This is a genomic window from Dankookia sp. GCM10030260 (assembly GCF_042666655.1).
Lineage (GTDB): Bacteria > Pseudomonadota > Alphaproteobacteria > Acetobacterales > Acetobacteraceae > Paracraurococcus.
This window is the reverse complement of the sequence record NZ_JBHTDE010000005.1, coordinates 282,496-304,785: the sequence shown is the minus strand read 5'-3', so window position 1 is coordinate 304,785 and position 22,290 is coordinate 282,496. Positions and strand designations below refer to the sequence as shown.

Genomic DNA, 22,290 nt, shown 5'->3' with positions numbered 1-22,290 from the left:
GCCGAAGCGCCGTCGAAGGCGCCGGCAGGGGGAGGACGCGGCGTGGTGCAGCTCTCGGAGCATCTGGAAGCCTGGGCCGGCATCAGCGCTGGCCGCCAGGCCGTGGCCGAGACGGTCTTCGCCCTGTCCCGCGCCTCGGCGGAGCTGGCCGCGCTGATCGCCCAGGGGCCGTTGGCCGGGGAGCTCGGCCGGGTGGTCGGCGCCAGCGACGACGGCGACGGGCAGAAGGCGCTGGATGTCCGCGCCAACGATCTTTTCCTGCATCACCTGCGCAATGCCCCGGTCGCCGCCGTGGCGTCCGAGGAAATGCCGCATGCGATCCCGCTGCACGGCGCGGCGCCGATCGCGGTGGCGATGGACCCGCTGGACGGGTCGAACAACATCGACATCGACGGGCCGCTCGGCACCTTGTTCGCCCTGCTGCCGAGCGAGCGGCACGACGACCCGGCGCTGCCCTTCACCGCGGCCGGGGACCGGCAGCTGGCGGCAGGCTGCGTGCTCTATGGCCCGCATACGGTGCTGATGCTGACCATGGGCGACGGCGTGCAGGTCTTCACGCTCGACCCGCGGACCGGGGATTTCCACCTGACCCGCGCCGCCGTCCGGGTGCCCGAGGCGAAGCGCGAATACGCCATCAACGCCTCCAACGCCCGGCACTGGCCACTGCCGGTGCGCGCCTTCGTCGAGGAATGCCTTGCCGGGTCGGACGGCCCGCGCGGCGTGGACTACAACACGCGCTGGCTCGGCTGCGTCGCGGCCGATGCCTACCGGGTGCTGCTGCGCGGCGGGATCTACCTGTACCCCGGCGATGCGCGGCCCGGCTATGGCCGTGGCCGGCTGCGCCTGGTCTATGAGGCCAACCCGATCGCCTTCCTGATGCAGCAGGCCGGCGGCACCGCGACGGATGGCTTCGTGCCGATCCTCGGCATCGCGCCGCACACCCTGCACCAGCGCGTGCCGCTGATCTTCGGCTCCTGCGACAAGGTGGCGCGGGTGGTGGCGCTGCACCTGGATGGCGTGCCGGCGGCGGGGCAGCGCCCGCTGTTCGGCGCCCGCGGCCTGTTCCGGTCCTGAGGGGGCGCGCGCGATGTCGGTCCGCCATCCCATCATCTCGGTCACCGGGTCGTCCGGCGCCGGCACCACCACGGTGAAGCACACCTTCGAGCAGATCTTCCGCCGCGAGGGCATCACCGCCGCCTGGATCGAGGGCGACGCCTTCCACCGCCACGACCGCGCCGAGATGCGCCGGGTGATGGCCGAGGCCGAGGCGGCCGGGAACCGCCATTTCAGCCATTTCGGCGAGGCGGCGAACCTGCTGGAGGAATTGGAGGCGGTCTTCGCCGGCTATGCCCGGGACGGCCGCGGCCGCACCCGCCACTACGTGCACGACGAGGCGGAAGCGGCGCTGCACGGCACGCCGGCCGGCAGCTTCACTGATTGGGGCGACTTCCCGCCCGGAACCGACGTGCTGTTCTACGAAGGCCTGCACGGCGCGGTGAAGACCGAGCAGGTGGACATCGCCAGGCACGCGGACCTCAAGGTCGGCGTCGTCCCCGTCATCAACCTCGAATGGATCCAGAAGATCCACCGCGACAAGTCGGTGCGCGGCTATTCGACGGAAGCGGTGATGGACACGATCCTGCGGCGAATGCCCGACTACATCCGCATCATCTGTCCGCAATTCGCCGAGACGGACGTGAATTTCCAGCGGGTGCCGACCGTCGATACCTCCAACCCCTTCGTTGCGCGCTGGATACCGACGCCCGACGAATCGATGGTGGTGATCCGCTTCCGCAACCCGCGCGGCATCGACTTCGCCTATCTGACGGCGATGCTGCAGGACAGCTTCATGTCCCGCGCGAACTCCATCGTGATCCCGGGCTCGAAGCTCGACCTTGCCATGCAGCTCATCATGACCCCGATGGTGCTGCAGCTCATCGACCGCAGCCGGCGGGCGCGCTGAGCCGACATTTCGGGAACCCGACCCATGGCCTTCGTCACCCTTCGCCAGATGCTGGATCACGCCGCCGAACAGGGCTACGGCGTGCCAGCCTTCAACATCAACAACATGGAACAGCTCCGCGCCATCATGGAGGCGGCGGCGAAGACCGCCTCCCCGGTCATCATCCAGGCCAGCCGCGGCGCCCGCGCCTATGCCGGCGACCTGATGCTGACCGCGATGGTGCAGGCCGCCGTCGCCACCTGGCCCGAGGTGCCGGTCTGCCTGCATCTCGACCACGGCGACCGCCCGGCCACCTGCCTGTCGGCCATCCAGAACGGCTTCACCAGCGTGATGATGGACGGGTCCCTGCGGGAGGACGGCAAGACGCCGGCCGACTACGACTACAACCTCGCGGTCACCGCCAAGGTGGCCGAGCTCGCGCACAGCGTCGGCGTCTCGGTCGAGGGCGAGCTGGGCTGCCTCGGCTCGCTGGAGAGCGGCCAGGGGGAGCAGGAGGACGGCCACGGCGCGGAAGGCGTGCTTTCGCACGACCAGCTGCTGACCGACCCCGACCAGGCCCGCGACTTCGTCACCCGCACCGGCGTCGATGCGCTGGCGGTCGCCATCGGCACCAGCCACGGCGCCTACAAGTTCACCCGCGCGCCCACCGGCGACACCCTGGCGATGAACGTCGTCCGCGCGATCCACGAACGCCTGCCGAACACGCATCTGGTGATGCATGGCAGCTCCTCCGTCCCGCAGGAATTGCAGGACATCTTCAACGCGCATGGCGGGCAGATGCCGCAGACCTGGGGCGTGCCGATCGCCGAGATCCAGGAGGGCATCCGCCACGGCGTGCGCAAGATCAACATCGATACCGATTGCCGCATCGCCATGGCCGGGCAGTTCCGCCGCGTGGCGACCGAGAAGCGCGGCGAATTCGACCCGCGCAACTTCATGAAGCCGGCCATGGCGGCGCTGACCGCGCTCTGTGCCCAGCGCTTCCAGGAATTCGGCACCGCCGGCCAGGCGCCGAAGCTGAAGCCGATGCCGCTGCCGGCGATGGCCGCGCTCTATGCCCGCGGCGCGCTCGACCCCGTCATCGGCGGTGCCGCGCGCGCCGCCTGACCCCAACAAGGGAGTTCCCGAGGATGAACGTCGCCAGCCCCCCCCGCGGCCGCTACGACGCGGGCGTCATGAAGTACAAGGAGATGGGCTACTTCGACCTGGACTATCAGCCGAAGGAGACGGACATCCTCGCCTGCTTCCGGGTCACGCCGCAGGACGGCGTGGATCCGGAGGAAGCCGCGGCCGCGGTGGCCGGCGAAAGCTCGACCGCCACCTGGACGGTGGTCTGGACGGACCGGCTGACGGCCGCCGACAAGTACCGCGCCAAGTGTTACCGGATCGACCCGGTCCCCGGCACGCCGGGGGCCTGGTTCGCCTATATCGCCTATGACCTCGACCTGTTCGAGCCGGGCTCGATCGTCAACCTGTCGGCCTCCATCATCGGCAACGTCTTCGGCTTCAAGCCGCTGAAGGCGCTGCGGCTGGAGGACATGCGGCTGCCGGTGGCCTACGTGAAGACCTTCGACGGCCCGGCCACCGGCATCGTCGTCGAGCGCGAGCGGCTGGACAAATTCGGCCGCCCGCTGCTGGGCGCGACGGTGAAGCCGAAGCTGGGGCTCTCGGGCCGCAACTACGGCCGCGTGGTGTACGAGGCGCTGAAGGGCGGGCTCGACTTCACCAAGGACGACGAGAACATCAACAGCCAGCCCTTCATGCACTGGCGCGACCGGTTCCTGTACTGCATGGAAGCGGTCAACCGCGCCCAGGCGATGACCGGCGAGGTGAAGGGCACCTACCTGAACGTGTCCGCCGGCACGATGGAGGACATGTACGAGCGGGCCGAATTCGCCAAGCAGCTCGGCTCCAGCATCATCATGATCGACCTGGTGATCGGCTACACCGCGATCCAGTCCATGTCGAAATGGGCGCGGCGCAACGACATGATCCTGCACCTGCACCGCGCCGGGCATTCGACCTACACAAGGCAGAAGTCGCATGGCGTGAGCTTCCGCGTCATCGCCAAGTGGATGCGCCTCGCGGGCGTCGACCACATCCATGCCGGCACCGTGGTCGGCAAGCTGGAAGGCGACCCGGCGACGACGGCCGGCTACTACGACATCTGCCGCGAGCCCTTCAATGCGCAGCAATTGGAGCACGGGCTGTTCTTCGAGCAGGACTGGGCCGGGCTGCGGCGGATGATGCCGGTGGCTTCGGGCGGCATCCATGCCGGGCAGATGCACCAGCTGCTGACCCTGCTGGGGGAGGACGTGGTGCTGCAATTCGGCGGCGGCACCATCGGCCACCCGATGGGCATCGCCGCCGGCGCCATCGCCAACCGCGTGGCGCTGGAATGCATGGTGCTGGCACGGAACGAGGGCCGCGACATCATGGCGGAAGGGCCGGAGATCCTGCAGGCCGCGGCGCGGCACTGCACGCCGCTGGCCCAGGCGCTCGACCTCTGGAAGGACATCACCTTCAACTACGCCTCGACCGACACGCCCGACTTCGTCCCCACCGTCTCCGTGTCCTGAAGGAGCGACCGCGATGCGCCTCACCCAAGGCACCTTCAGCTTCCTGCCCGACCTGACCGACACGCAGATCGCCGCGCAGGTCGCCTACTGCATCCGCAACAACTGGGCGGTGAACATCGAGTACACCGACGACCCGCATCCCCGGAACACCTACTGGGAGATGTGGGGCCTGCCGATGTTCGATCTCAAGGACCCGGCCGGCGTGATGTACGAGTTGGCCGAGTGCCGCAAGGTCCATGGCGGCCGCGCGTACATCCGGCTCTCGGCCTTCGATGCGACGCATACCTGGGAAAGCCTGCGGCTGTCCTTCATCACCGACCGGCCGGCCGAGGAACCCGGCTTCGCGCTGGAACGCACGGAGGTCGCCGGCCGCGGCATCCAGTACACCACCCGCGCCTATGCGGCGAACCAGCCCACGGGGTCGCGGTACGGGGCATGAGCACGGCGCCGACCGTCGACCTGCGCGCGGCCTTCGAGGCCTCCGGCCTCGGCGCGGTGCTGGAGGAGCTGGACCGCGCGCTGGTCGGCCTCGCCCCGGTGAAGCGCCGCATCCGCGAGATCGCGGCGCTGCTGCTGGTGGACCGGCTGCGCCGCGACATGGGGCTGACCAGCGAGGCGCCGACCCTGCACATGTCCTTCACCGGCAACCCGGGGACGGGCAAGACCACGGTCGCCGCGCGGATGGCGGATATCCTGCACCGGCTCGGCTATATCCGCACCAACCAGCTCGTCTCCGTGACGCGCGACGACCTGGTCGGCCAGTATATCGGCCATACCGCGCCGAAGACCAAGGAGATCCTGAAGAAGGCGATGGGCGGCGTGCTGTTCATCGACGAGGCCTACTACCTCTACCGGCCGGAGAATGAGCGCGACTACGGCCAGGAGGCGATCGAGATCCTGCTGCAGGTGATGGAGAACCGCCGCAACGACCTCGTCGTCATCCTCGCCGGTTATGCCGACCGGATGGAGCGCTTCTTCGGCTCCAACCCCGGCATGCGGTCCCGCATCGCGCATCATGTGGACTTCCCCGACTACGACGCGGAGGAGTTGATGCGCATCGCCGAGCTGATGCTGGCGGCGCAGAATTACCGCTTCGGCACCGATGCGCGTGAGGCCTTCGCGCAATACCTGGCGGCACGAATGCAGCAGCCGCATTTCGCCAATGCCCGCAGCGTCCGCAACGCGCTCGACCGCGCCCGCCTGCGCCAGGCGGTCCGGCTGTTCGAGCAGCGGCCGGAAGCGGTGACGGCGGAGGAATTGATGACCATCGGCCCGCAGGAGATCCTCGCCAGCCGCGTGCTGGCCTGAATGGGCGCGGCGCTGGGGATCGACCTCGGCACCTCCGGCCTGCGGGTGGCAGTGCTGGACGCGGCGGGCACGGTGGTGGCGCAGGCCGGCGTGCCGCTGCCGCCGGGGCGCGCGACGGAGCCGGCGGCCTGGCTGGAGGCGCTGGAGACGGCCCTGGCCAGGGTGCCGTTGGGCGAGGTGCGGCGCATCGCGGTGGACGGCACCTCCGGCACGCTGCTGGCGGTGGATGCCGCCGGCGCACCGGTCGGCCCTGCTGCCATGTACGACGCGCCGGCGCAGGCCGGGGCCGTGGCCGCCATCGCCCGCCTCGCGCCGGCCGGCAGCCCGGCGCGCGGCGCCGCCTCGCCGCTGGCCAAGGCACTCGGGATGCAGGCGCGGCCCGGTGTCGCGCGGCTGCTGCACCAGGCGGACTGGATCGCCGGGACGCTGCTCGGCCGCTTCCGCCACAGCGACGAGAACAACGCGCTGAAGACCGGCTACGACCCCGTCGCGCGCCGTTGGCCCGGCTGGCTGGCGGCGACCGGCCTCGACATGGCCCTGCTGCCGGAGGTGGCGGTGCCCGGCACGCCGCTGGGCGAGGTCGCCGCTACCCGCTTCGGCCTGCCGCGCGGCGCGGTGGTCTGCGCCGGCACCACGGATGGCTGCGCCTCCTTCCTCGCCGCCGGGGCGCACGAGGCGGGAGAGGGCGTGACGGTCCTCGGCTCCACCCTGACCCTCAAGCTGGCCTGCGACCGGCCGGTGGCAGCGCCTGAATACGGGGTCTACAGCCACCGCCTGGGCGGGCTCTGGCTGGCCGGAGGTTCCTCCAACAGCGGCGGACGGGCCCTGGCGCGGCATTTCGATCCGGCGGCGCTGGCGCGGCTTTCCGCCGGCATCGACCCGTCCCGCCCCTCCGGCCTCGACTACTACCCTTTGCCCGGGCCGGGGGAGCGCTTCCCCTTCGCCGACCCCGGCCTCCTGCCGAGCGAGACGCCACGCCCGGCGGACGACGCCGCCTTCCTGCACGGGCTGCTGGAGGGCATCGCGCGGATCGAGGCGCTGGGCTACCGGCGCCTCGCCGCGCTCGGCGCGCCGCCGCTGCGCTCGGTCCGCAGCCTCGGCAGCGGCGCCGGCAATGCCGCATGGACCGCGATCCGCGCCCGGCATCTCGGCGTGCCCATGCTGCCGGCGCTCTCGGCGGAGGCCGCCGTCGGCGCGGCGCTGCTCGCCCTGCGCGGGGTGTAGGCGGCAAGCGGAGGCAAGGCCGGGGAGAAGGTATTCTCCCCGAACCCCTCATCTATGTCTCCGGGTCTGGAACCTTCCATGCGGCGAGCGCCAAGCCCACACGGAGGAAGGGTGGGGCTTTGGGGGGGGAAATACTTTCCCTTTCCCAACCCAACCTCTCAGGCCAGCGCGCGCACCGCCGCGGCCGAATCCGCCACCCAGCCGAAGATCCCCCCCTGCGCCTTGATCATCGCCAGGCCCGTCGCGTGGAATTCCGGAAAATAGGACCCGCAGCAATCCGCCAGCACCACGCAGCGGTAGCCGCGGTCATTGGCCTCGCGGACGGTGGTGTGGACGCAGACCTCCGTCGTCACGCCGCAGACCAGCAGGGTGCGGATGCCGCGGTTGCGCAGGATCAGGCCCAGGTCGGTCTCGCAGAAGGCGCCCTTGCCCGGCTTGTCCAGCACCACCTCGCCGGCGATGGGCGCCAGTTCGGGGACGATGTCGTGGCCCGGCTCGCCGCGGATCAGGATGCGGCCCATCGGGCCGGGATCGCCGATCCGCTGGCCGGGTCGGCCACGCTCCCACTTCGCCGGTGGGCAGTCGGTCAGGTCGGGGCGGTGGCCTTCGCGGGTATGGATCACCAGCAGCCCGGCGGCGCGGGCCGCGGCCAGCACCGCCCGGCAGGGGCCGATCGCCGAGGCGAGAAGGGAGACGTCGTTGCCGAGGGAGGCGCCGAAGCCGCCGGGCAGCAGGAAGTCCCGCTGCATGTCGATGATGACCAGCGCCGTCGCCGCGCGCTCGGCGGCGAGGGGGGCTGGTTCGGCTTCGATGAGGATGGACATGGCCGCCGCGCTCCTGCTGCGCGGCGGTCGTTGCAAGCGCGGTGCCAGAGCCTGCCCCGCGCCCGGCCAAGCCTGCTCAGCGGCCGGTCAGGATCCGCTCGACCAGTTGCTTGGCCGTCGGGATGAAGCCGTTCGAGTAGAACGGGTCCGATCCGAACCGGTAGGCATTGTGCCCGGCGAACATCAGGTTGTGCTCCAGCGCGCCGTCATGCGCGATGTCCTGCAGCGTCTTCTGGATGCAGAAGCTCCGCGGGTCGGCCTTCTTGCCGGTGTCGTAGTCCGGCTCGTGCTGCGACCAGTTGCTGAACCGGCAGGCCGAAAGGCAGCCCATGCAGTCGACCTGGTCCTTGACGATCTCGGCCTGCTTGTCGCGGGTGACGAAGATCAGCGTGTTGTCGGGCGTGCGCATCGCCTCCACGAAGCCCGCGGCCTCGAAGCTCCGCACCCGGTCCAGGTCGTGCGGCGTCAGCCAGACCTTCCGCTTGCGCGGGCCGACGGCATATTCCGCGGTGTGGTCGCCGATCGGCTCGGCGGTATAGGCGACCTGGCGCTCGCTGCGCGCCTCCAGCTCGCCGATGAACTCGTTCCGCACGGCGGAGGAGTAGAAGCCGGTCGGCGAGAAGCGCTGCAAGGCCACGTCGCCGGCGCCGAGCGTCAGCAGGCGCTGCTTCCAGGCCTCGGAGATCGGGCTTTCCTGGGTCAGCAGCGGCCGCGTGCCGAACTGGAAGGCGACCGGGCCGAGCTCGGGGTTGTCGATCCAGTCGGACCATTCCTCCAGCCACCAGACGCCGCCGGCCATGATGATCGGCACGTCGCCGAGGCCGAGCTCGCGCATCTGCTGCCGCAGCTTCAGCACGCGGGGATAGGGATCCTCCGGCTTCAGCGGGTCTTCCGAATTGGACAGGCCGTTGTGCCCGCCGGCCAGCCAGGGGTCCTCGTAGACCACGCCGCCCAGCAGCTCGCGCGCCTTGCTGTAGCTGCGCTTCCACAGTGCCACGAAGGCCCGGGCGGAAGAGATGATGGGGTAGTAGTGGACGTTGTACTCGCGGGCGATGTCGGCGAGCCGATAGGGCATGCCGGCACCGCAGGTGATCCCGTTCACCAGCCCCTTGGCGCCTTCCAGGATGCCGCGGGCGACGCGTTCCGCCCCGCCCATCTCCCAGAGGATATTGGCATGGATGCGGCCCTGGCCGTTGCTGCGCTCATGCGCCTCGCGTGCCTGGGCGATGCCGCCGGCGATACCGTAGGCCACCAGCTCCTCGTGCCGCTCGCGCCGGGTCTTGCCGTGGTAGACCTGCCGGATGAGGTTGCCCTCGGCATCGTAGCTGTCGGCATTGACGGCGGAGAAGGTGCCGACCCCGCCGCCGGAGGCCCAGCCGCCGCAGGTGGCGCCGTTCGAGACGGCCACACCCTTGCCACCCTCGACCACCGGCAGCACTTCGACCCCGCCCATGCGGATCGCGTTGATCGCCTTCACGCCACTACCCTCGACAGTCCCTGGACGTTCTCAATTGGGACGGCCGGGGTCCAGTGCAGGACCCCGGCCGCATCATGTGAGCCTTATTCGGCGGCGTCGGTCCGCTCGCGCCGGGGGCCGCGATCGCGGTCGCGCCCCTCGCGCCGCGGGCCACGATCCTCGCCACCGCCTTCGCCGCCCTCGCGCGGCCGGCGGGCGCCGACCTGCTCGGTGATGTCGGCGCCGGTGGCCTGGTCGACCACCCGCATCGACAGCTTCACCTTGCCGCGGTCATCGAAGCCGAGGACCTTCACCTTCACGCTGTCGCCCATGTTGACGATGTCGTTGGTGCGGTTCACCCGCTCGTTCGACAGCTCGCTGATATGGACCAGGCCGTCCTTGGCGCCGAGGAAGTTCACGAAGGCGCCGAAATCGGCGGTCTTCACGACCTTGCCGTTGTAGATGGCGCCGACCTCGGGCTCCGCCACGATGCCGCGGATCCAGTCGATCGCCTTCTGCGCCGCTTCCGTGCTGGTCGCCGCCACCTTGATGGTGCCGTCGTCGTCGATGTCCACCTTGCAGCCGGTGACCTCGCAGATCTCGCGGATCACCTTGCCGCCCGACCCGATCACGTCGCGGATCTTGTCCTTCGGCACCGACATGACGGTGATGCGCGGCGCGTTCTGCGCCACGTCGCCGCGGTTGCCGGACAGGCCCTTGGCCATCTCGCCGAGGATGTGGATGCGGCCATCCTTCGCCTGCGCCAGGGCCTGGCGCATGATGTCGAAGGTGATCGAGGTGATCTTGATGTCCATCTGCAGGGCGGTGATGCCCTCCTCGGACCCGGCCACCTTGAAGTCCATGTCGCCCAGGTGATCCTCGTCGCCGAGGATGTCGGACAGCACGGCGAAGCCGCGGTCTTCCTTGATCAGGCCCATGGCGATGCCGGCGCAGGGGCGCTTCAGCGGCGCGCCCGCATCCATCAGCGACAGCGAGGTGCCGCAGACGGTGGCCATGGAGGACGAGCCGTTCGACTCGGTGATCTCGGACACCACGCGCAGCGTGTAGGGGAACTTGTCCTTCGCCGGCAGCAGCGGCCGGATGGCGCGCCAGGCGAGCTTGCCGTGGCCGATCTCACGCCGGCCCGGGCTGCCCATGCGGCCGGTCTCGTTCACCGAGTAGGGAGGGAAGTTGTAGTGGAGCATGAAGTGCTCCCGGTACTCGCCCGGCAGCGCGTCGATGATCTGCTCGTCCTGGCCGGTGCCCAGCGTCGCCACGCAGAAGGCCTGCGTCTCGCCGCGGGTGAACAGGGCGGAGCCATGGGCGCGCGGCAGGATGCCGACCTCGGCCACGATCGGGCGCACCGTCTTGGTGTCGCGGCCGTCGATGCGCAGGCCGGTGTCGAGGATGTTGTTGCGGACGACATCCGCCTCCAGCGACTTCAGCAGGCCCTTGGCGGCGCCGGCGTCGAGCCCTTCCTCGGTCAGCTTGGCGAGGACGGACTTCTTGACGTCGCCCACCTTGCCCTGGCGGACCAGCTTCTGGGTCTCGCGGTAGGCCTCGACCATGGCGTCGCGGCCGAGCTCGGTGATGCGGGTCTTGAGCGCGACCTCGGCGGCGGAGGGCTCGGGCAGCGCCCAGGGCTCCTTGGCGGCGCGCTCGGCGAGCTCGATGATGCCCTGGATGACCGGCTGGAAGCCCTTGTGGCCGAATTCCACGGCGCCGAGCATGACGTCCTCGGACAGCTCCTGCGCCTCGGACTCCACCATCAGCACGCCCTCGGCGGTGCCGGCGACCACCAGTTCCAGCTTGCTGGTCTGGCGCTGCGCCATGGTCGGGTTGATGACGTACTGGCCATCGATATAGCCGACGCGGGCGCTGGCGACCGGGCCGAAGAAGGGGATGCCGGACAGCGTCAGGGCGGCGGAGCAGCCGACCAGCGCCACCATGTCAGGGTCGTTCTCCAGGTCATGCGACAGCACGGTGGCGATCACCTGGACCTCGTTGCGGAACCCATCCGGGAACAGCGGGCGCAGGGGACGGTCGATCAGGCGGGAGACCAGGGTCTCGTTCTCGGAGGGACGGCCCTCGCGCTTGAAGAAGCCGCCGGGGATCTTGCCCGCGGCGAAGGCCTTCTCCTGGTAGTTCACGGTCAGCGGGAAGAAATCCTGGCCCGGCTTCACCGAACGGGCGCCGACCACGGTGCAGAGCACGATGGTGTCGCCGAGGCGGGCCATGACGGCGCCATCGGCCTGGCGGGCGACCTTGCCGGTCTCCAGCGTCAGGAGCTGGCCGCCCCAGGAGATGTCCTTGCGATAGTAGTTGTCGAACATGCGTCGTTCCTTCGTGGGACCGCAGGCCGGGGCCTTCCCCGCGCATACGGTCCGGCCGGACCCGTCGGGGGCACGGCTTGGCTTCAAGGCCGGGTGGCCCGCGGCCAATCGGCTGCAGGCGATCCGGAGTGGTGCGACGCGGTGGGTTGCAGGGTTCGGCCGAAGGCCCTGGAGGGCGCCCCGAGGGGATTTGGCCCGGCGCTTCGGGCTGCATGGACTGCGAGCCATCCCTTGCGGGGCGACCGCCCCCGTTGCCGGGGCTCCATGTGGCCGGAAACGCCGTCGCCGTCCCGGGCGGGGATCGCGGCTTGTCCTGTCAGCCCGCCGCATGCGCGGTGGTGGCCCGGCAGAACCCGACCACAGGTCGGCTCACCGGCTCCGGGCGAAGCATATGGCGCGGGTCGCGCCGGATTACCATGTATTTCTGGCGCCCGGCGGGCTCTGCGCCCGCCGGACCACCAGGATCGGCCGCTGGCTGGCCCGCGATCGTCCTGCGTGTCTCCACGCAGGACGTGAATCGCCGGCTCGAAGCCCTAGCGGCGCAGGCCGAGGCTGGCGATCAACCGCGCGTAGCGGTCGTTGTCCTTCTTCTTCAGGTAGTCCAGCAGGCCGCGGCGCTGGCCGACCAGCACCAGCAGGCCACGCCGGCTGTGGAAGTCCTTCGGGTGGATCTTCAGGTGCTCGGTGAGGCCGGTGATGCGCTCGGACAGCAGGGCGATCTGCACTTCCGGGCTGCCGGTGTCGTTGGGCTTGGTCTGATACTGGGTGATCAGCGCGAGGCGCCGCTCGGGGGATACTGCCGACATCGGATTGCTCTCCGTCTTGGCCGGGCCCGGTCAGGGCCTGCGGCGTATTTCAACCAACGGCCGCGGGGCCTTCCTGGGCCACCAGGCGTTCCGGCACCAGAAGCGCGGAATCGAGGCGGCAGAGCCCGACGAACCGTCCCCCCGCCATGACGCGCACCAGGCCCCCTGCGGGGTCGGCATCGTCCGGAATCCGGCCCATGAGTTCGACCAGGCCGATGGCCTGGCCCTGCATGAGCCGCATGGCCTCCGCCTCCGTCAGGGCCAGCGCCGGGATGTCGGCCAGCGCGGTCGCAACGGGAAGCAGGAGGTCCGGGGAAGGGGCAGGCGTATCGCCCGGCAGGCCGAGCTTGTCCAGCGGAATCGCGGTGGCCTCATGGAACGGGCCGACCCGCATGCGGCGAAGTGCTGCGATATGGCCGACCGTGCCGCAGGCCTTGGCCAGGTCGCGGGCGAGCGAGCGCATGTAGACGCCCTTGCCGCTCTGCACGGTGAAGATCGCCGTGTCGGCATCGGGGCGGGATTCCAGCTCGAACCGGTCGACCCGGGCGGGACGGGGCGCGAGTTCCACCACCTGGCCCTCGCGCGCTAGGTCGTAGGCCCGTTCGCCCGCCACCTTGATGGCGGAGAAGATCGGCGGGACCTGCATGATGTCGCCGCGGAAAGCCGGCAGCGCCGCCTCGATCTCGGCATCCGTCGGCCGGACATCCGAGGTGCCGATGGTCCGGCCGTCGCTGTCGTCGGTATCGCGCAGGTCGCCGAAGCGGAGCGTGAATCGGTAGGTCTTGGTGCCGTCCATGACATAGGGGACGGTCTTGGTCGCGGCGCCGAAGGCGATCGGCAGCACGCCGGTGGCCAGCGGGTCGAGCGTGCCGCCATGGCCGACCTTCTGCGCGTCGAACAGCCGCTTCAGCCGGGTGACGACGTCGGTCGAGCCCATGCCGGTCGGCTTGTCGATGATCAGCCAGCCGTCGATCGGCTGGCCCTTCGGCTTGCGCTGGCGGTTGCGGGCGTGGTGGCCGCCGGGCTTGCCGCCCTGGGACTTGCCGCCATGCGGCCTGCCGCCGGATCGGCCGGGATGCTCGCTCACGCCTCGTCTTCCTTCGGCTTCGGCTCGAGGTCGCGCGCCACCTCGGGCTGGTTCAGCGCCCGGGCGATCTCCATGGCGTAGTCGAGCGCGGTGTCCTGCTGGAAATGCAGGTCGGGCGCGGCGCGCAGCCGCACCGACTTGGCCACCTGGCCGCGCAGCCAGGGGGCGACGCGGCGCAGCGCCTTGAACTGCGACTCCGGCAAGGGCTTGCCGAGGCCGCTGACGAAGGCGGTCATGTGCTTCAGGTCGGGGGAGGCCCGCACCTCGGTCACCGTCACCCGCACGCCGGTGAGCTCGGGGTCGCGGAAATCGGCGCGGGCAAGGACGGCGGACAGCGCATGCCGCACTTCCTCGGCGACGCGCAGCTGGCGCTGGGAGGGGCCCTCGCCGGCTCCGGCGTGGCGCTTGGTCATGGGGGTCGAACCCTCTTTCACAGAAGACAACTGGTACAGAACAGAAAGGGCGCGGCGCCCTGCGGCGCCGCGCCCCGGTCGGTTACCGGAGAGTGGCGCCGATCAGTAGGGCGTCACCATCTCGGTCTCGTAGCACTCGATCTGGTCGTCGACCCGGATGTCGTTATAGTTGGCGAAGGACATGCCGCATTCGTAGCCGTTGGCCACTTCCTTCACGTCGTCCTTGAACCGCCGCAGGGTCGACAGCTCGCCCTGGTGGATCACCACGCCGTCGCGCAGCAGCCGCACGCCGGCGCCGCGCTTCACCACGCCCTCGGTCACGCGGCAACCGGCCACGTTGCCGATCTTCTTGACCTCGAAGACCTGCAGGATCTGGGCGTAGCCGAGGAAGTTCTCCCGGGCCACGGGCGCCAGCTTCGACTTGAACATCTTCTCGATGTCGTCCGACACCTCGTAGATGATCGAGTAGTAGCGAATATCGACGCCGTCGCGCTGCGCCATCTCCCGCGCCTGGGTGGTGGCACGGACGTTGAAGGCGACGACCACGGCGTTGGACGCCTTGGCCAGCTGGATGTCGCTCTCGGTGATCTGGCCGACGGCGCTGTGCAGCACCCTGACCTTCACCTCGTCGTTGCCCAGCTTGCCGAGCGTCACGCCGATCGCCTCGGCCGAGCCCTGCACGTCGGCCTTGACGACGACCGTCACTTCCTTCTGCACGCCGGCCTGGATGCGGGCCAGCATGTCGGCCAGCGTGCCGCGGCCGGCGACGGCGGAGGCCGAGGCCTTGTCGCGCAGCCTGCGTTGGCGGAACTCGGAGATCTCGCGCGCCTGGTTCTCATCCGCCACGGCGACGAAATTCTCGCCGGCGGAGGGGACGCCCGACAGGCCGAGGATCTCGACCGGCAGCGACGGCCCGGCCACCTTCACCTGGCGGCCCTTGTCGTCGAGCATCGCCCGGACCCGGCCCCATTCGGCGCCGGCCACGACGATGTCGCCGGCCTTCAGCGTGCCCTTCTGGACCAGCACGGTGGCGACGGGGCCGCGGCCGCGGTCGAGCTTGCTCTCGATCACGGTGCCTTCCGCCGCACGGCCCGGATTGGCCTTCAGGTCCAGCACCTCGGCCTGCAGGGAGATCGCCTCCAGCAGCTTGTCGAGGTTGAGCTTCTTGGTCGCCGAGACCTCGATCTCCATGGTGTCGCCACCGAGGCTCTCGACCACGATCTCGTGCTGCAGGAGCTCCTGCTTCACGCGCTCGGGCCGGACGCCTTCCTTGTCGATCTTGTTGACCGCGACGATGAGCGGCACGCCGGCCGCCTTGGCGTGGTTGATCGCCTCGATGGTCTGCGGCATCACGCCGTCATCCGCCGCCACGACCAGCACGACCATGTCGGTGACCTGCGCACCGCGCGACCGCATCGCCGTGAAGGCGGCGTGGCCCGGGGTGTCGATGAAGGTCACCCGCGACCCGTCCGGGATCTGCACCTGGTAGGCGCCGATATGCTGGGTGATGCCACCCGCCTCGTGCGCCGCCACGTCGGCCTTCCGCAGCGCGTCCAGCAGGCTGGTCTTGCCGTGGTCGACATGGCCCATGATGGTGACGACCGGCGGGCGGGTCTGCAGGTCGGTGTCGATGTCGGCGACGCCCTCGATGCCCTGCTCGACGTCCGAATCCGCCACGCGGCGGATGCGGTGGCCGAATTCCTCGACCACCAGCTGGGCGGTGTCGGCATCGATGGTCTGCGTCAGCGTCGCCATCACGCCCATGCGCATCAGCGACTTCACCACCTCGCCGCCGCGCGCGGCCATGCGGTTGGCGAGCTCCTGGACGGTGATCGCCTCCGGGATGATGACGTCGCGCACGACGCGCTCGGCCCCCGACCGCAGCCGGGCGAGCTCCTGCTGCCGCCGGTCGCGTTCCCGCGCCCGCCGCAGCGAGGCGATCGAGCGGCTGCGCTCGTCGTCGCCTTCGATCGCCGCCTGGACGTCGACGCGGTTGCCGCCGCGGCGGTCCGGGCCGACCTTCTTGACGGTGGTCAGCACCGGCTTCTTGGCCGGCGTCGCCGTGGTGCCGGGGCGGCGGGCGGCGGCGCGGCGCGCCTCGTCCTCCTCCTCGGCGGTGCGGGCGCGCAGCGAAAGCTTCGCCGCCGCGGCGGCCGGCGTCGCACCGGGCGCGGCAGCGGGGGCCGCGGCGGCAGCCGGGGCCGGGCCGGGCGCTGCCGGCCGCGGGCGCTGGGCGCCGGGGCCGACCGGCACCGGGCCAGGGCGGCCGCTGCGCAGCGGCGGTGCCATGGGACGCACCGGCTGCGGCGCGGCAGGCTGCTGGGCCGGGGTCGCGGCGGCCTGGGCCGCCACCGGCTGCGCCGGCTGGACCGGGGCCGGGGCCGCCGGCTCCTCGTCGTCCGCGGCCGCTTCCCGCGCATCCTCGGCGGCGTGGCGCGCGGCATCCGCGGCCTCGACCCGGGCGCGGATCGCATCCTCGGCGGCACGGCGCTCGGCCTCCTCGGCCTCGCGCCGGTCCTCTTCCTCGCGGCGGCGCGCTTCCTCGGCGGCGGAACGGACCATGAGCGCCTGGCGCTCCCGCTCCTCGCGCTGGCGCTGCGCCTCGACCCGGCGCTGCTCCTCCAGCACGCGCTGGCGCACGGCCAGCTCGGCCGGGGTCAGCGGCCGGTTGCCGGCGGGCGCCGGCCCGCGGGCCTGCGGGCCGCTGGGACGCGCCGGATTGGCGGCGCGCGGGCCGCCGCCGGACGGCACCGGCGCTGCCGGGCCGGCCGCCTGGCGCGGCGCCGTCGGCGTCACCGTCCGCTTCTTCACAACCTCGACCTGCACGGTCTTGCTGCGCCCATGGCTGAAGCTCTGGCGGACGCTGCCCGCGTCCACCGTCTTGCCCAGCTCGAGGCGACCGCCGGCCGGCCTGAGGCTCAGCCTGCTCTTGCCCGCGTCCTGGTCGTTCTGGTCGCTCATTCTTTGGTCCGTACCCGATCCGTCTACCGTCATGCCACTCGTGCCAAAGGACTGCCGCAGGGCCTGACCCTGGGGCATGTCCGGGTGATTCCACCGGGCGCGAGATGGCGCGCCCAACCTAGCCGCTCATTGGCCCATGGGGCCGTCTCTCCTATGACCAGCATCATCGCCACGCGGCGGTGATGTCGCAGTGCCGAGGACGCCGGCGAGCCGGGCCGCCTCCAGCACGATCGCCTGGGCCAGCCGCCCGGGCGAGATCGCCACGTGCACGGCTTGGTCCCTTGCGAAGACGCTGCCGAGCACATCCGCCGCCAGGGGGGCCACGACGGGCACTTCCCACCTGCCGACCAGCCGCGCGCGTTCCGCCGCGCTGCCGTCCGAAGCCTCCACCAGCAGGCCAGCCTTGCCTGCCTGCAGCCATTCGCGGACGGATTCCCGCCCGCAGACCGCCTGCCCACTGCGCCGGGCGAAGCCGACGAGATCGCGGATACGGCCCTTGAGGCCGTCCTCGATCCGCGCGGCAAGGTCAGGGGGCAGGTGCACGGTCCCACGTGCCGCCTTAGCGAAGGCGCCGCGCTTGATGGCGCGTTCTACCACATCGGCCCTTGCCGACAACCACATTCCCCGCCCCGGCAACCTTCCCGCCAGGTCCGGCACCAGATGGCGGTCCGGATCCAGCACGAAGCGGAGCATCGCCTCCTTCGGCCCGCTCTCCCGCGTCACGATGCAGCGGCGCAGCGGGCCCTTCTCGGGCGCATCCACGGTTGCATCGGGCGCGGCGGCCGGGGCCGCCTGCGGCGCGGCGTCAGGCCCCTTCGCGGTCGGGACCCGGCGCCGGCCCAGGTTGCGGTCAGGCTTCCTTGCCGTCGCCATCCACCGCCTCCCCAGCGGCCTCCGGCGCTCCGTCCTGCACGTCGGCTGCGGGCTCCTCGGCCTCGGTCGCCTCGCCGTCCTCGCCCGCGAACCAATGCTGCCGGGCCGCCATGATGATGGCGTTGGCAGTGTCCTCGTCCATCGAGTCCTCGCCGAGGATCTCGATCAGCTCGTCGGAAGCGAGGTCGGCCAGGTCGTCGAGCGACTTCACCCCCTTCTCGCCGAGCGCCACCAGCTGTGCCGGGGTGAAGCCACCGGCCTCGGCGACCAGGTCCTCGACGCCCAATTCGCGGCGCTTGTCGTCCAGCTCGACGTCGCGTTGCTCGAGGAAGGACTCGGCGCGGCGCTTCAGCTCGGCCGCGACGGTCTCGTCGAAGCCCTCGATGCTGGCCAGCTCGTCGTCGTCCACCGCGATCACGTCCTCGATCGAGGTGAAGCCTTCGGTCACCAGCAGGCCGGCGATCACGTCGTCCACGTCCAGCGCCTCGACGAACAGGCCGGTGCGCTTGCGGAACTCCTCCTGCCGGCGTTCCGATTCCTCGGCCTCGGTCAGGATGTCGATGTCCCAGCGGGTCAGCTGGGAGGCGAGGCGGACATTCTGCCCACGGCGCCCGATCGCCAAGGAGAGTTGGTCGTCGGGGACCACCACTTCAACCCGCCGTGCGTCGTCGTCGAGCACGACTTTCGTCACCTCGGCCGGCGCCAGCGCGTTCACCACGAAGGTGGCGTTGTCGCCCGACCAGGGGATGATGTCGATCTTCTCGCCCTGCAGTTCCTGCACCACCGCCTGCACGCGCGACCCGCGCATGCCGACGCAGGCGCCGACCGGGTCGATCGAACTGTCGCGGCTGATCACCGCCATCTTGGCGCGGCTGCCGGGGTCGCGGGCCACCGCCTTGATCTCGATGATGCCGTCGTAGATCTCCGGCACTTCCTGGGCGAAGAGCTTGGCGAGGAAACCGGGATGGGTGCGGGACAGGAACAGCTGCGGCCCGCGCGGCTCCTCCCGCACGTCGTAGATATAGGCCCGCACCCGGTCGCCGTTGCGGAAGGCCTCGCGCGGGATGGTCTCGTCCCGGCGCAGCAGGGCCTCGGCCCGGCCGAGGTCGACCATCAGGTTGCCGTACTCGGTGCGCTTGACGATGCCGTTGACGATCTCGCCGACGCGGTCCTTGTACTCGTCGTACTGCTTCTTGCGCTCGACCTCGCGCACCCGCTGCACGATCACCTGCTTGGCGGTCTGCGCGGCGATGCGGCCGAAGTCGATCGGCGGCAGCGGGTCGACGATGAACTCGCCCACCTGGATGCCCGGCTTGAACTTCTGGGCGATGCGATGCGGGATCTGCGTCGCCTCGTTCTCCACCGGCTCGGCCTCGACCACCTCGGTCCAGCGGGAGAGGCGGACCTCGCCGTTCCGCCGATCGATGATCGCGCGGATGTCCTTCTCGTGCCCGTACTTGGCGCGGCCGGCCTTCTGGATGGCCTGCTCCATCGCCTCCAGCACCTCGTCGCGCTCGATCATCTTCTCGCGCGCGACGGCATCGGCGACCTGCAGCAACTCGGGGCGAGCGATGGCGACATCCACGGCCATGGCCTTGGTTCTCCTTAGTGGGATTTCCCACCGGATTCACGCGGCTCGCCTGCGGCGGGCGGGAATTCGGTGGCGTCGGTGTCTTCGTCGTCGGCGTCCGGCGCGCTGCCGGCCGCCGCCGCGGTGGCGGCGATCAGGGCGTCGGTCAGCACCAGCTTGGCACGGCGGATGTTGCTGCGCGGGAAACGCGCCTCGTCGCCCTCGTCCAGCTTCAGCCGCACCGCCTCCGCATCGGCGCCCAGCACGATGCCGCGGAACCGCTTGCGGCCATCCTGCGGGATCATCAGCTCGAGCGTGGCGAGATGGCCGGCGAAGCGCAGCCAGTCCTTGGTCCGGGTCAGCGGCCGGTCGATGCCGGGGGAGGAGACCTCCAGCGTCCACTCCGCCTTGATCGGGTCGGCGACGTCGAGCACGGCGCCAGCGGCATGGCTGACCGCCTCGCAATCCTCCACGCGGAAGGGCGTGCCGTCGGCGCGGTCGGCCATGATCTGGACGACCGGCCTTTCCTTGCCGGAGACCTGCACGCGCACGAGCTCGTAGCCCATGCTTTCGATGGTGGGGGCGATGGCGTCGGCGATGCGCGCCTCCAGACCCTCGTGCTGCGGACGTTCGATGGTGGTACCCAAAACAAAAAAGGCGGCCGGTTAAGGCCACCCCCCGTGAAGCGCGGATGGTGATGAGAAGCATCGATATAGGCCGGTCGGCGGGGTCTCGCAAGGATCATCTCGGCCCCAGGCCCGGGGCCTCGCCGCCGGCGCCCGCTTCCAGCGCCAGGACGATGGCGGCGGCGGCCTGCCGGGCGGCCTGGCGGACCCCCTCGGCGGTCCAGTGGATGCCGTCGGCGGCGGTCTCGATGTCGCCCATGGCGCCGCCCGGCAGCAGGCCGAAGCGGCGCGCCGCCGCGCCCTGGGCGGCGCGGATGACGGCGGCATGGGCGGCCACCGCGGGGTCCAGCGGCCGGCGCTGCGCCAGGCCGAGCCGGAAGGCCCAGCCCTCCCCCGACGCAAGGCCCAGCCGATCCGCCAGCCGGCCCGACCCCAGCAGGCCGGCGGCGTCGCGCAGCGGCGGCAGCGGCGCCTGCAGGGCCGGCATGGCGGGGTCGCCGCCCGCCTCCCGCAGCAACGCGACCAGCGTGCCGACCCCGGCGACGTAGTCCGCCGCCGGCGTGCCGCGCAGCGCATCCGTGGTGCCATGCGCCAGGACCAGCAGGGCGGAGGCCGGCGCCGCCGCCCGCGCCACGAGCTCCAGCTGCCCCCGCGCCGGCCGGGCGGGGTCGAGCAGGTCGGCGATCCCGGCGCCGCCCCAGGCGGCATCGGCCAGGGCGAAGGGAATGCCGGGCCGCAGCCGGGCCAGCTCGGCCAGCAGGATGCGCGCCCCGAGCGCCTCGCCCGGCGCGACCCAGCGCGTGCCTTCGGCCGGGCAGCCGGCGCGGCCGAGGCAGGATTCCAGCACGGCGGAGACCGCTGGGGCCGGCGGGTCGCCCGGCCCGGCCGGATGCGCGCCGACCCGCGGCCAGGTGCCGTAGAACAGCCCGGCCGCCTGCGACTGGCCGGTGACGAGGACCACATGGCCGACGGCGAAGCGGCCGCCGAAGGGCGCGCCGTCGCGGGTCAGCCGGTACCAGCCGCCCGCCGGCACGCGCAGCGCGCCATCCGGCGCGGCGGTCATGGCGACGGCGCGGCCGGCCTCGTCCCGCACCGCCCATCGGCCGCCGGCCGGCAGGGGGATCCGCGCCGTCGCCCCCTCCAGCGCATGGATCCGGTTCGGCGCCGGCTGCGCCGCGACCAGGGCGGGCATCAGGCAGAGGCAGGCCAACCATCGCCATGCGCGAAATAGGAACGATCCATTTGCCGATATTCGGCTAAATGGGCGGATGGACATAGCCCGGACCCCGTCTGCCCTTGCCGCCAGGCCGCGCCGCGTCCTGCCGCCCGCCTTGCGACGGGAGGCTGCCTCGCTGCTCCAGGCGGCGGTCTTCCATCTGGTCGGCGGCACGGTGCTGCTGACGCTGCTGATCCTCGGCTATGCCACGAAGCGGGCGCTCGGGCTCGATCTCTTTCCCGGCCTCGACATGCTGCCGGATGCGGAGATCGAGGACGCGCTGGCGGCCTTGGTCAGCCGGCTCGGCGGCTGAGCGTCCAATAGAGCGGGCGGCGCCCCTCGCGCAGCGCCTTGGCCTCGTAGCGGGTCGGCGGCCAGCCCTCGGGCCGCGCGGTGGCCGGCGGCGGCACGTCGAACAGCGCCTGGCCGGCCATGACCTCGGCGACCCAGCCCTGGTAGGTCGGGTCGTCCGTGGCGATCCGCCATTCGCCGCCCGGCCGCAGCGCGCGCGCCACCAGCGGCAGCAGGGTCGGGTTGACGAAGCGCCGCTTGGCATGGCGGGCCTTCGGCCAGGGATCCGGGAACATCAGGAACAGCCGGTCGAGCGACCCTTCCGGCAGCAGCCCCAGCAGGTGCCGCGCATCCTGCGGCCAGAGGCGCAGGTGCGGCGGCAGCGCGCCGGTCGCCTCCTCGCCCTCGGCGACCAGGCGCGACAGCAGGGAGCAGAGCCCGTTCTCGAAGACCTCGGAGGCGATGTAGCCGACCCCCGGGTGGCGCTCGACATGCGCCAGGGCGTGTTCGCCGCCGCCGAAGCCGACCTCCAGCCACAGCGCCTCGACCGGGGTGCCGAAGGCGGCGCGCGGGTCGGCGGCCTGGGCGGCATCGAGCCGCAGCCGCGGCAGGGTGGCGTCCAGCAATTCCTGCTGCCGGGCGCGCAGCGGGTGGCTGCGGCGGCGGCCATAGAGGCGGTCGGGGACGCCCTCGGCGAGGGGCGGGCGGTCGGCGGTCATGCAGGGGTCCAGGATAAAAAAAGGGGCGGTGCCGCAGCACC

Annotated in this window: 20 protein-coding genes; 8 read left to right on the top strand and 12 right to left on the bottom strand. The window is 71.3% G+C overall.

Features of this window, described 5'->3' with window-relative positions; genetic code table 11:
* Positions 1-42 precede the first annotated feature (42 nt).
* Genes ACFQS7_RS18910 through ACFQS7_RS18880 form a run of 7 tightly spaced genes read left to right on the top strand, consistent with a single transcriptional unit; the run spans position 43 to position 7,074 of the window.
* Positions 43-1,074, top strand: coding sequence for a class 1 fructose-bisphosphatase (locus tag ACFQS7_RS18910; RefSeq protein WP_380068671.1), 1,032 nt, complete (start codon positions 43-45; stop codon positions 1,072-1,074).
* Between the two features lie 13 nt (positions 1,075-1,087).
* Positions 1,088-1,963, top strand: coding sequence for a phosphoribulokinase (locus ACFQS7_RS18905; protein WP_380068670.1), 876 nt, complete (start codon positions 1,088-1,090; stop codon positions 1,961-1,963).
* A gap of 24 nt (positions 1,964-1,987) precedes the next feature.
* Complete coding sequence (gene fba, locus ACFQS7_RS18900) at positions 1,988-3,070, top strand: class II fructose-bisphosphate aldolase (protein ID WP_380068669.1); 1,083 nt, start codon at positions 1,988-1,990, stop codon at positions 3,068-3,070.
* Positions 3,071-3,093: 23 nt separating this feature from the next.
* On the top strand, positions 3,094-4,542 hold the full coding sequence (locus ACFQS7_RS18895) for a form I ribulose bisphosphate carboxylase large subunit (protein ID WP_380068668.1): 1,449 nt from the start codon (positions 3,094-3,096) through the stop codon (positions 4,540-4,542).
* A 13-nt stretch (positions 4,543-4,555) separates the two neighbouring features.
* Positions 4,556-4,981, top strand: coding sequence for a ribulose bisphosphate carboxylase small subunit (locus ACFQS7_RS18890; RefSeq protein ID WP_380068667.1), 426 nt, complete (start codon positions 4,556-4,558; stop codon positions 4,979-4,981).
* A complete protein-coding gene (cbbX, locus tag ACFQS7_RS18885; RefSeq protein ID WP_380068666.1) occupies positions 4,978-5,850 on the top strand; it encodes a CbbX protein in 873 nt (290 codons plus the stop codon). The genes ACFQS7_RS18890 and cbbX overlap by 4 nt, the downstream gene beginning before the upstream one ends.
* Positions 5,851-7,074 (top strand): FGGY-family carbohydrate kinase, encoded by a 1,224-nt coding sequence (locus tag ACFQS7_RS18880; protein ID WP_380068665.1) that lies wholly within the window; start codon positions 5,851-5,853, stop codon positions 7,072-7,074.
* A 158-nt stretch (positions 7,075-7,232) separates the two neighbouring features.
* Here ACFQS7_RS18880 and ACFQS7_RS18875 read toward each other — a convergent pair whose 3' ends face one another.
* The 11 genes from ACFQS7_RS18875 to ACFQS7_RS18825 form a co-directional block, all read right to left on the bottom strand.
* Complete coding sequence (locus ACFQS7_RS18875; RefSeq protein WP_380068664.1) at positions 7,233-7,898, bottom strand: cysteine hydrolase family protein; 666 nt, start codon at positions 7,896-7,898, stop codon at positions 7,233-7,235.
* A 76-nt stretch (positions 7,899-7,974) separates the two neighbouring features.
* Entirely contained in the window at positions 7,975-9,375 is a 1,401-nt protein-coding gene (locus ACFQS7_RS18870) for an NAD(P)H-dependent flavin oxidoreductase (protein WP_380068663.1), read from the bottom strand.
* An 83-nt stretch (positions 9,376-9,458) separates the two neighbouring features.
* Positions 9,459-11,687: a polyribonucleotide nucleotidyltransferase gene (pnp, locus tag ACFQS7_RS18865; RefSeq protein WP_380068662.1), complete on the bottom strand. Its 2,229-nt coding sequence runs from the start codon at positions 11,685-11,687 to the stop codon at positions 9,459-9,461.
* A 533-nt stretch (positions 11,688-12,220) separates the two neighbouring features.
* Positions 12,221-12,493 (bottom strand): 30S ribosomal protein S15, encoded by a 273-nt coding sequence (gene rpsO / locus ACFQS7_RS18860; RefSeq protein WP_380068661.1) that lies wholly within the window; start codon positions 12,491-12,493, stop codon positions 12,221-12,223.
* Between the two features lie 49 nt (positions 12,494-12,542).
* Entirely contained in the window at positions 12,543-13,466 is a 924-nt protein-coding gene (gene truB / locus ACFQS7_RS18855) for a tRNA pseudouridine(55) synthase TruB (protein ID WP_408880128.1), read from the bottom strand.
* 110 nt (positions 13,467-13,576) lie between these two features.
* The gene (gene rbfA, locus ACFQS7_RS18850; RefSeq protein WP_380068660.1) at positions 13,577-13,993 is read right to left on the bottom strand and encodes a 30S ribosome-binding factor RbfA; all 417 of its coding nucleotides are present in this window, start codon (positions 13,991-13,993) and stop codon (positions 13,577-13,579) included.
* 102 nt (positions 13,994-14,095) lie between these two features.
* Positions 14,096-16,954 (bottom strand): translation initiation factor IF-2, encoded by a 2,859-nt coding sequence (gene infB, locus ACFQS7_RS18845; protein WP_380068659.1) that lies wholly within the window; start codon positions 16,952-16,954, stop codon positions 14,096-14,098.
* Positions 16,955-17,080: 126 nt separating this feature from the next.
* Entirely contained in the window at positions 17,081-17,827 is a 747-nt protein-coding gene (locus ACFQS7_RS18840) for an RNA-binding protein (RefSeq protein WP_380068658.1), read from the bottom strand.
* Positions 17,805-19,418 (bottom strand): transcription termination factor NusA, encoded by a 1,614-nt coding sequence (nusA, locus tag ACFQS7_RS18835; RefSeq protein WP_380068657.1) that lies wholly within the window; start codon positions 19,416-19,418, stop codon positions 17,805-17,807. Before nusA ends, ACFQS7_RS18840 begins: the two co-directional genes overlap by 23 nt.
* A 14-nt stretch (positions 19,419-19,432) precedes the next feature.
* Positions 19,433-20,044, bottom strand: coding sequence for a ribosome maturation factor RimP (gene rimP / locus ACFQS7_RS18830; protein ID WP_380068656.1), 612 nt, complete (start codon positions 20,042-20,044; stop codon positions 19,433-19,435).
* Between the two features lie 94 nt (positions 20,045-20,138).
* A complete protein-coding gene (locus tag ACFQS7_RS18825) occupies positions 20,139-21,215 on the bottom strand; it encodes a hypothetical protein (protein ID WP_380068655.1) in 1,077 nt (358 codons plus the stop codon).
* A gap of 76 nt (positions 21,216-21,291) precedes the next feature.
* On the opposite strand from ACFQS7_RS18825, the gene ACFQS7_RS18820 reads away from it, so the two are divergent.
* Positions 21,292-21,552, top strand: coding sequence for a hypothetical protein (locus ACFQS7_RS18820; protein WP_380068654.1), 261 nt, complete (start codon positions 21,292-21,294; stop codon positions 21,550-21,552).
* Here ACFQS7_RS18820 and ACFQS7_RS18815 read toward each other — a convergent pair.
* Positions 21,533-22,249: a tRNA (guanine(46)-N(7))-methyltransferase TrmB gene (locus ACFQS7_RS18815; protein WP_380068653.1), complete on the bottom strand. Its 717-nt coding sequence runs from the start codon at positions 22,247-22,249 to the stop codon at positions 21,533-21,535. The genes ACFQS7_RS18820 and ACFQS7_RS18815 overlap by 20 nt on opposite strands.
* Between the last annotated feature and the right edge of the window lie 41 nt (positions 22,250-22,290).

What these genes read in the sequence shown, in the direction of transcription:
- ACFQS7_RS18905 (WP_380068670.1), top strand. Translation starts at nt 1,088, where the DNA reads ATGTCGGTCCGCCATCCCATCATCTCGGTCACCGGGTCGTCCGGCGCC.
- fba (WP_380068669.1), top strand. Translation starts at nt 1,988, where the DNA reads ATGGCCTTCGTCACCCTTCGCCAGATGCTGGATCACGCCGCCGAACAG.
- ACFQS7_RS18895 (WP_380068668.1), top strand. Translation starts at nt 3,094, where the DNA reads ATGAACGTCGCCAGCCCCCCCCGCGGCCGCTACGACGCGGGCGTCATG.
- ACFQS7_RS18890 (WP_380068667.1), top strand. Translation starts at nt 4,556, where the DNA reads ATGCGCCTCACCCAAGGCACCTTCAGCTTCCTGCCCGACCTGACCGAC.
- cbbX (WP_380068666.1), top strand. Translation starts at nt 4,978, where the DNA reads ATGAGCACGGCGCCGACCGTCGACCTGCGCGCGGCCTTCGAGGCCTCC.
- ACFQS7_RS18880 (WP_380068665.1), top strand. Translation starts at nt 5,851, where the DNA reads ATGGGCGCGGCGCTGGGGATCGACCTCGGCACCTCCGGCCTGCGGGTG.
- ACFQS7_RS18875 (WP_380068664.1), bottom strand. Translation starts at nt 7,898, where the DNA reads ATGTCCATCCTCATCGAAGCCGAACCAGCCCCCCTCGCCGCCGAGCGC.
- pnp (WP_380068662.1), bottom strand. Translation starts at nt 11,687, where the DNA reads ATGTTCGACAACTACTATCGCAAGGACATCTCCTGGGGCGGCCAGCTC.
- rpsO (WP_380068661.1), bottom strand. Translation starts at nt 12,493, where the DNA reads ATGTCGGCAGTATCCCCCGAGCGGCGCCTCGCGCTGATCACCCAGTAT.
- rbfA (WP_380068660.1), bottom strand. Translation starts at nt 13,993, where the DNA reads ATGACCAAGCGCCACGCCGGAGCCGGCGAGGGCCCCTCCCAGCGCCAG.
- infB (WP_380068659.1), bottom strand. Translation starts at nt 16,954, where the DNA reads ATGAGCGACCAGAACGACCAGGACGCGGGCAAGAGCAGGCTGAGCCTC.
- ACFQS7_RS18840 (WP_380068658.1), bottom strand. Translation starts at nt 17,827, where the DNA reads ATGGCGACGGCAAGGAAGCCTGACCGCAACCTGGGCCGGCGCCGGGTC.
- nusA (WP_380068657.1), bottom strand. Translation starts at nt 19,418, where the DNA reads ATGGCCGTGGATGTCGCCATCGCTCGCCCCGAGTTGCTGCAGGTCGCC.
- ACFQS7_RS18825 (WP_380068655.1), bottom strand. Translation starts at nt 21,215, where the DNA reads ATGCCCGCCCTGGTCGCGGCGCAGCCGGCGCCGAACCGGATCCATGCG.
- ACFQS7_RS18820 (WP_380068654.1), top strand. Translation starts at nt 21,292, where the DNA reads ATGGACATAGCCCGGACCCCGTCTGCCCTTGCCGCCAGGCCGCGCCGC.
- ACFQS7_RS18815 (WP_380068653.1), bottom strand. Translation starts at nt 22,249, where the DNA reads ATGACCGCCGACCGCCCGCCCCTCGCCGAGGGCGTCCCCGACCGCCTC.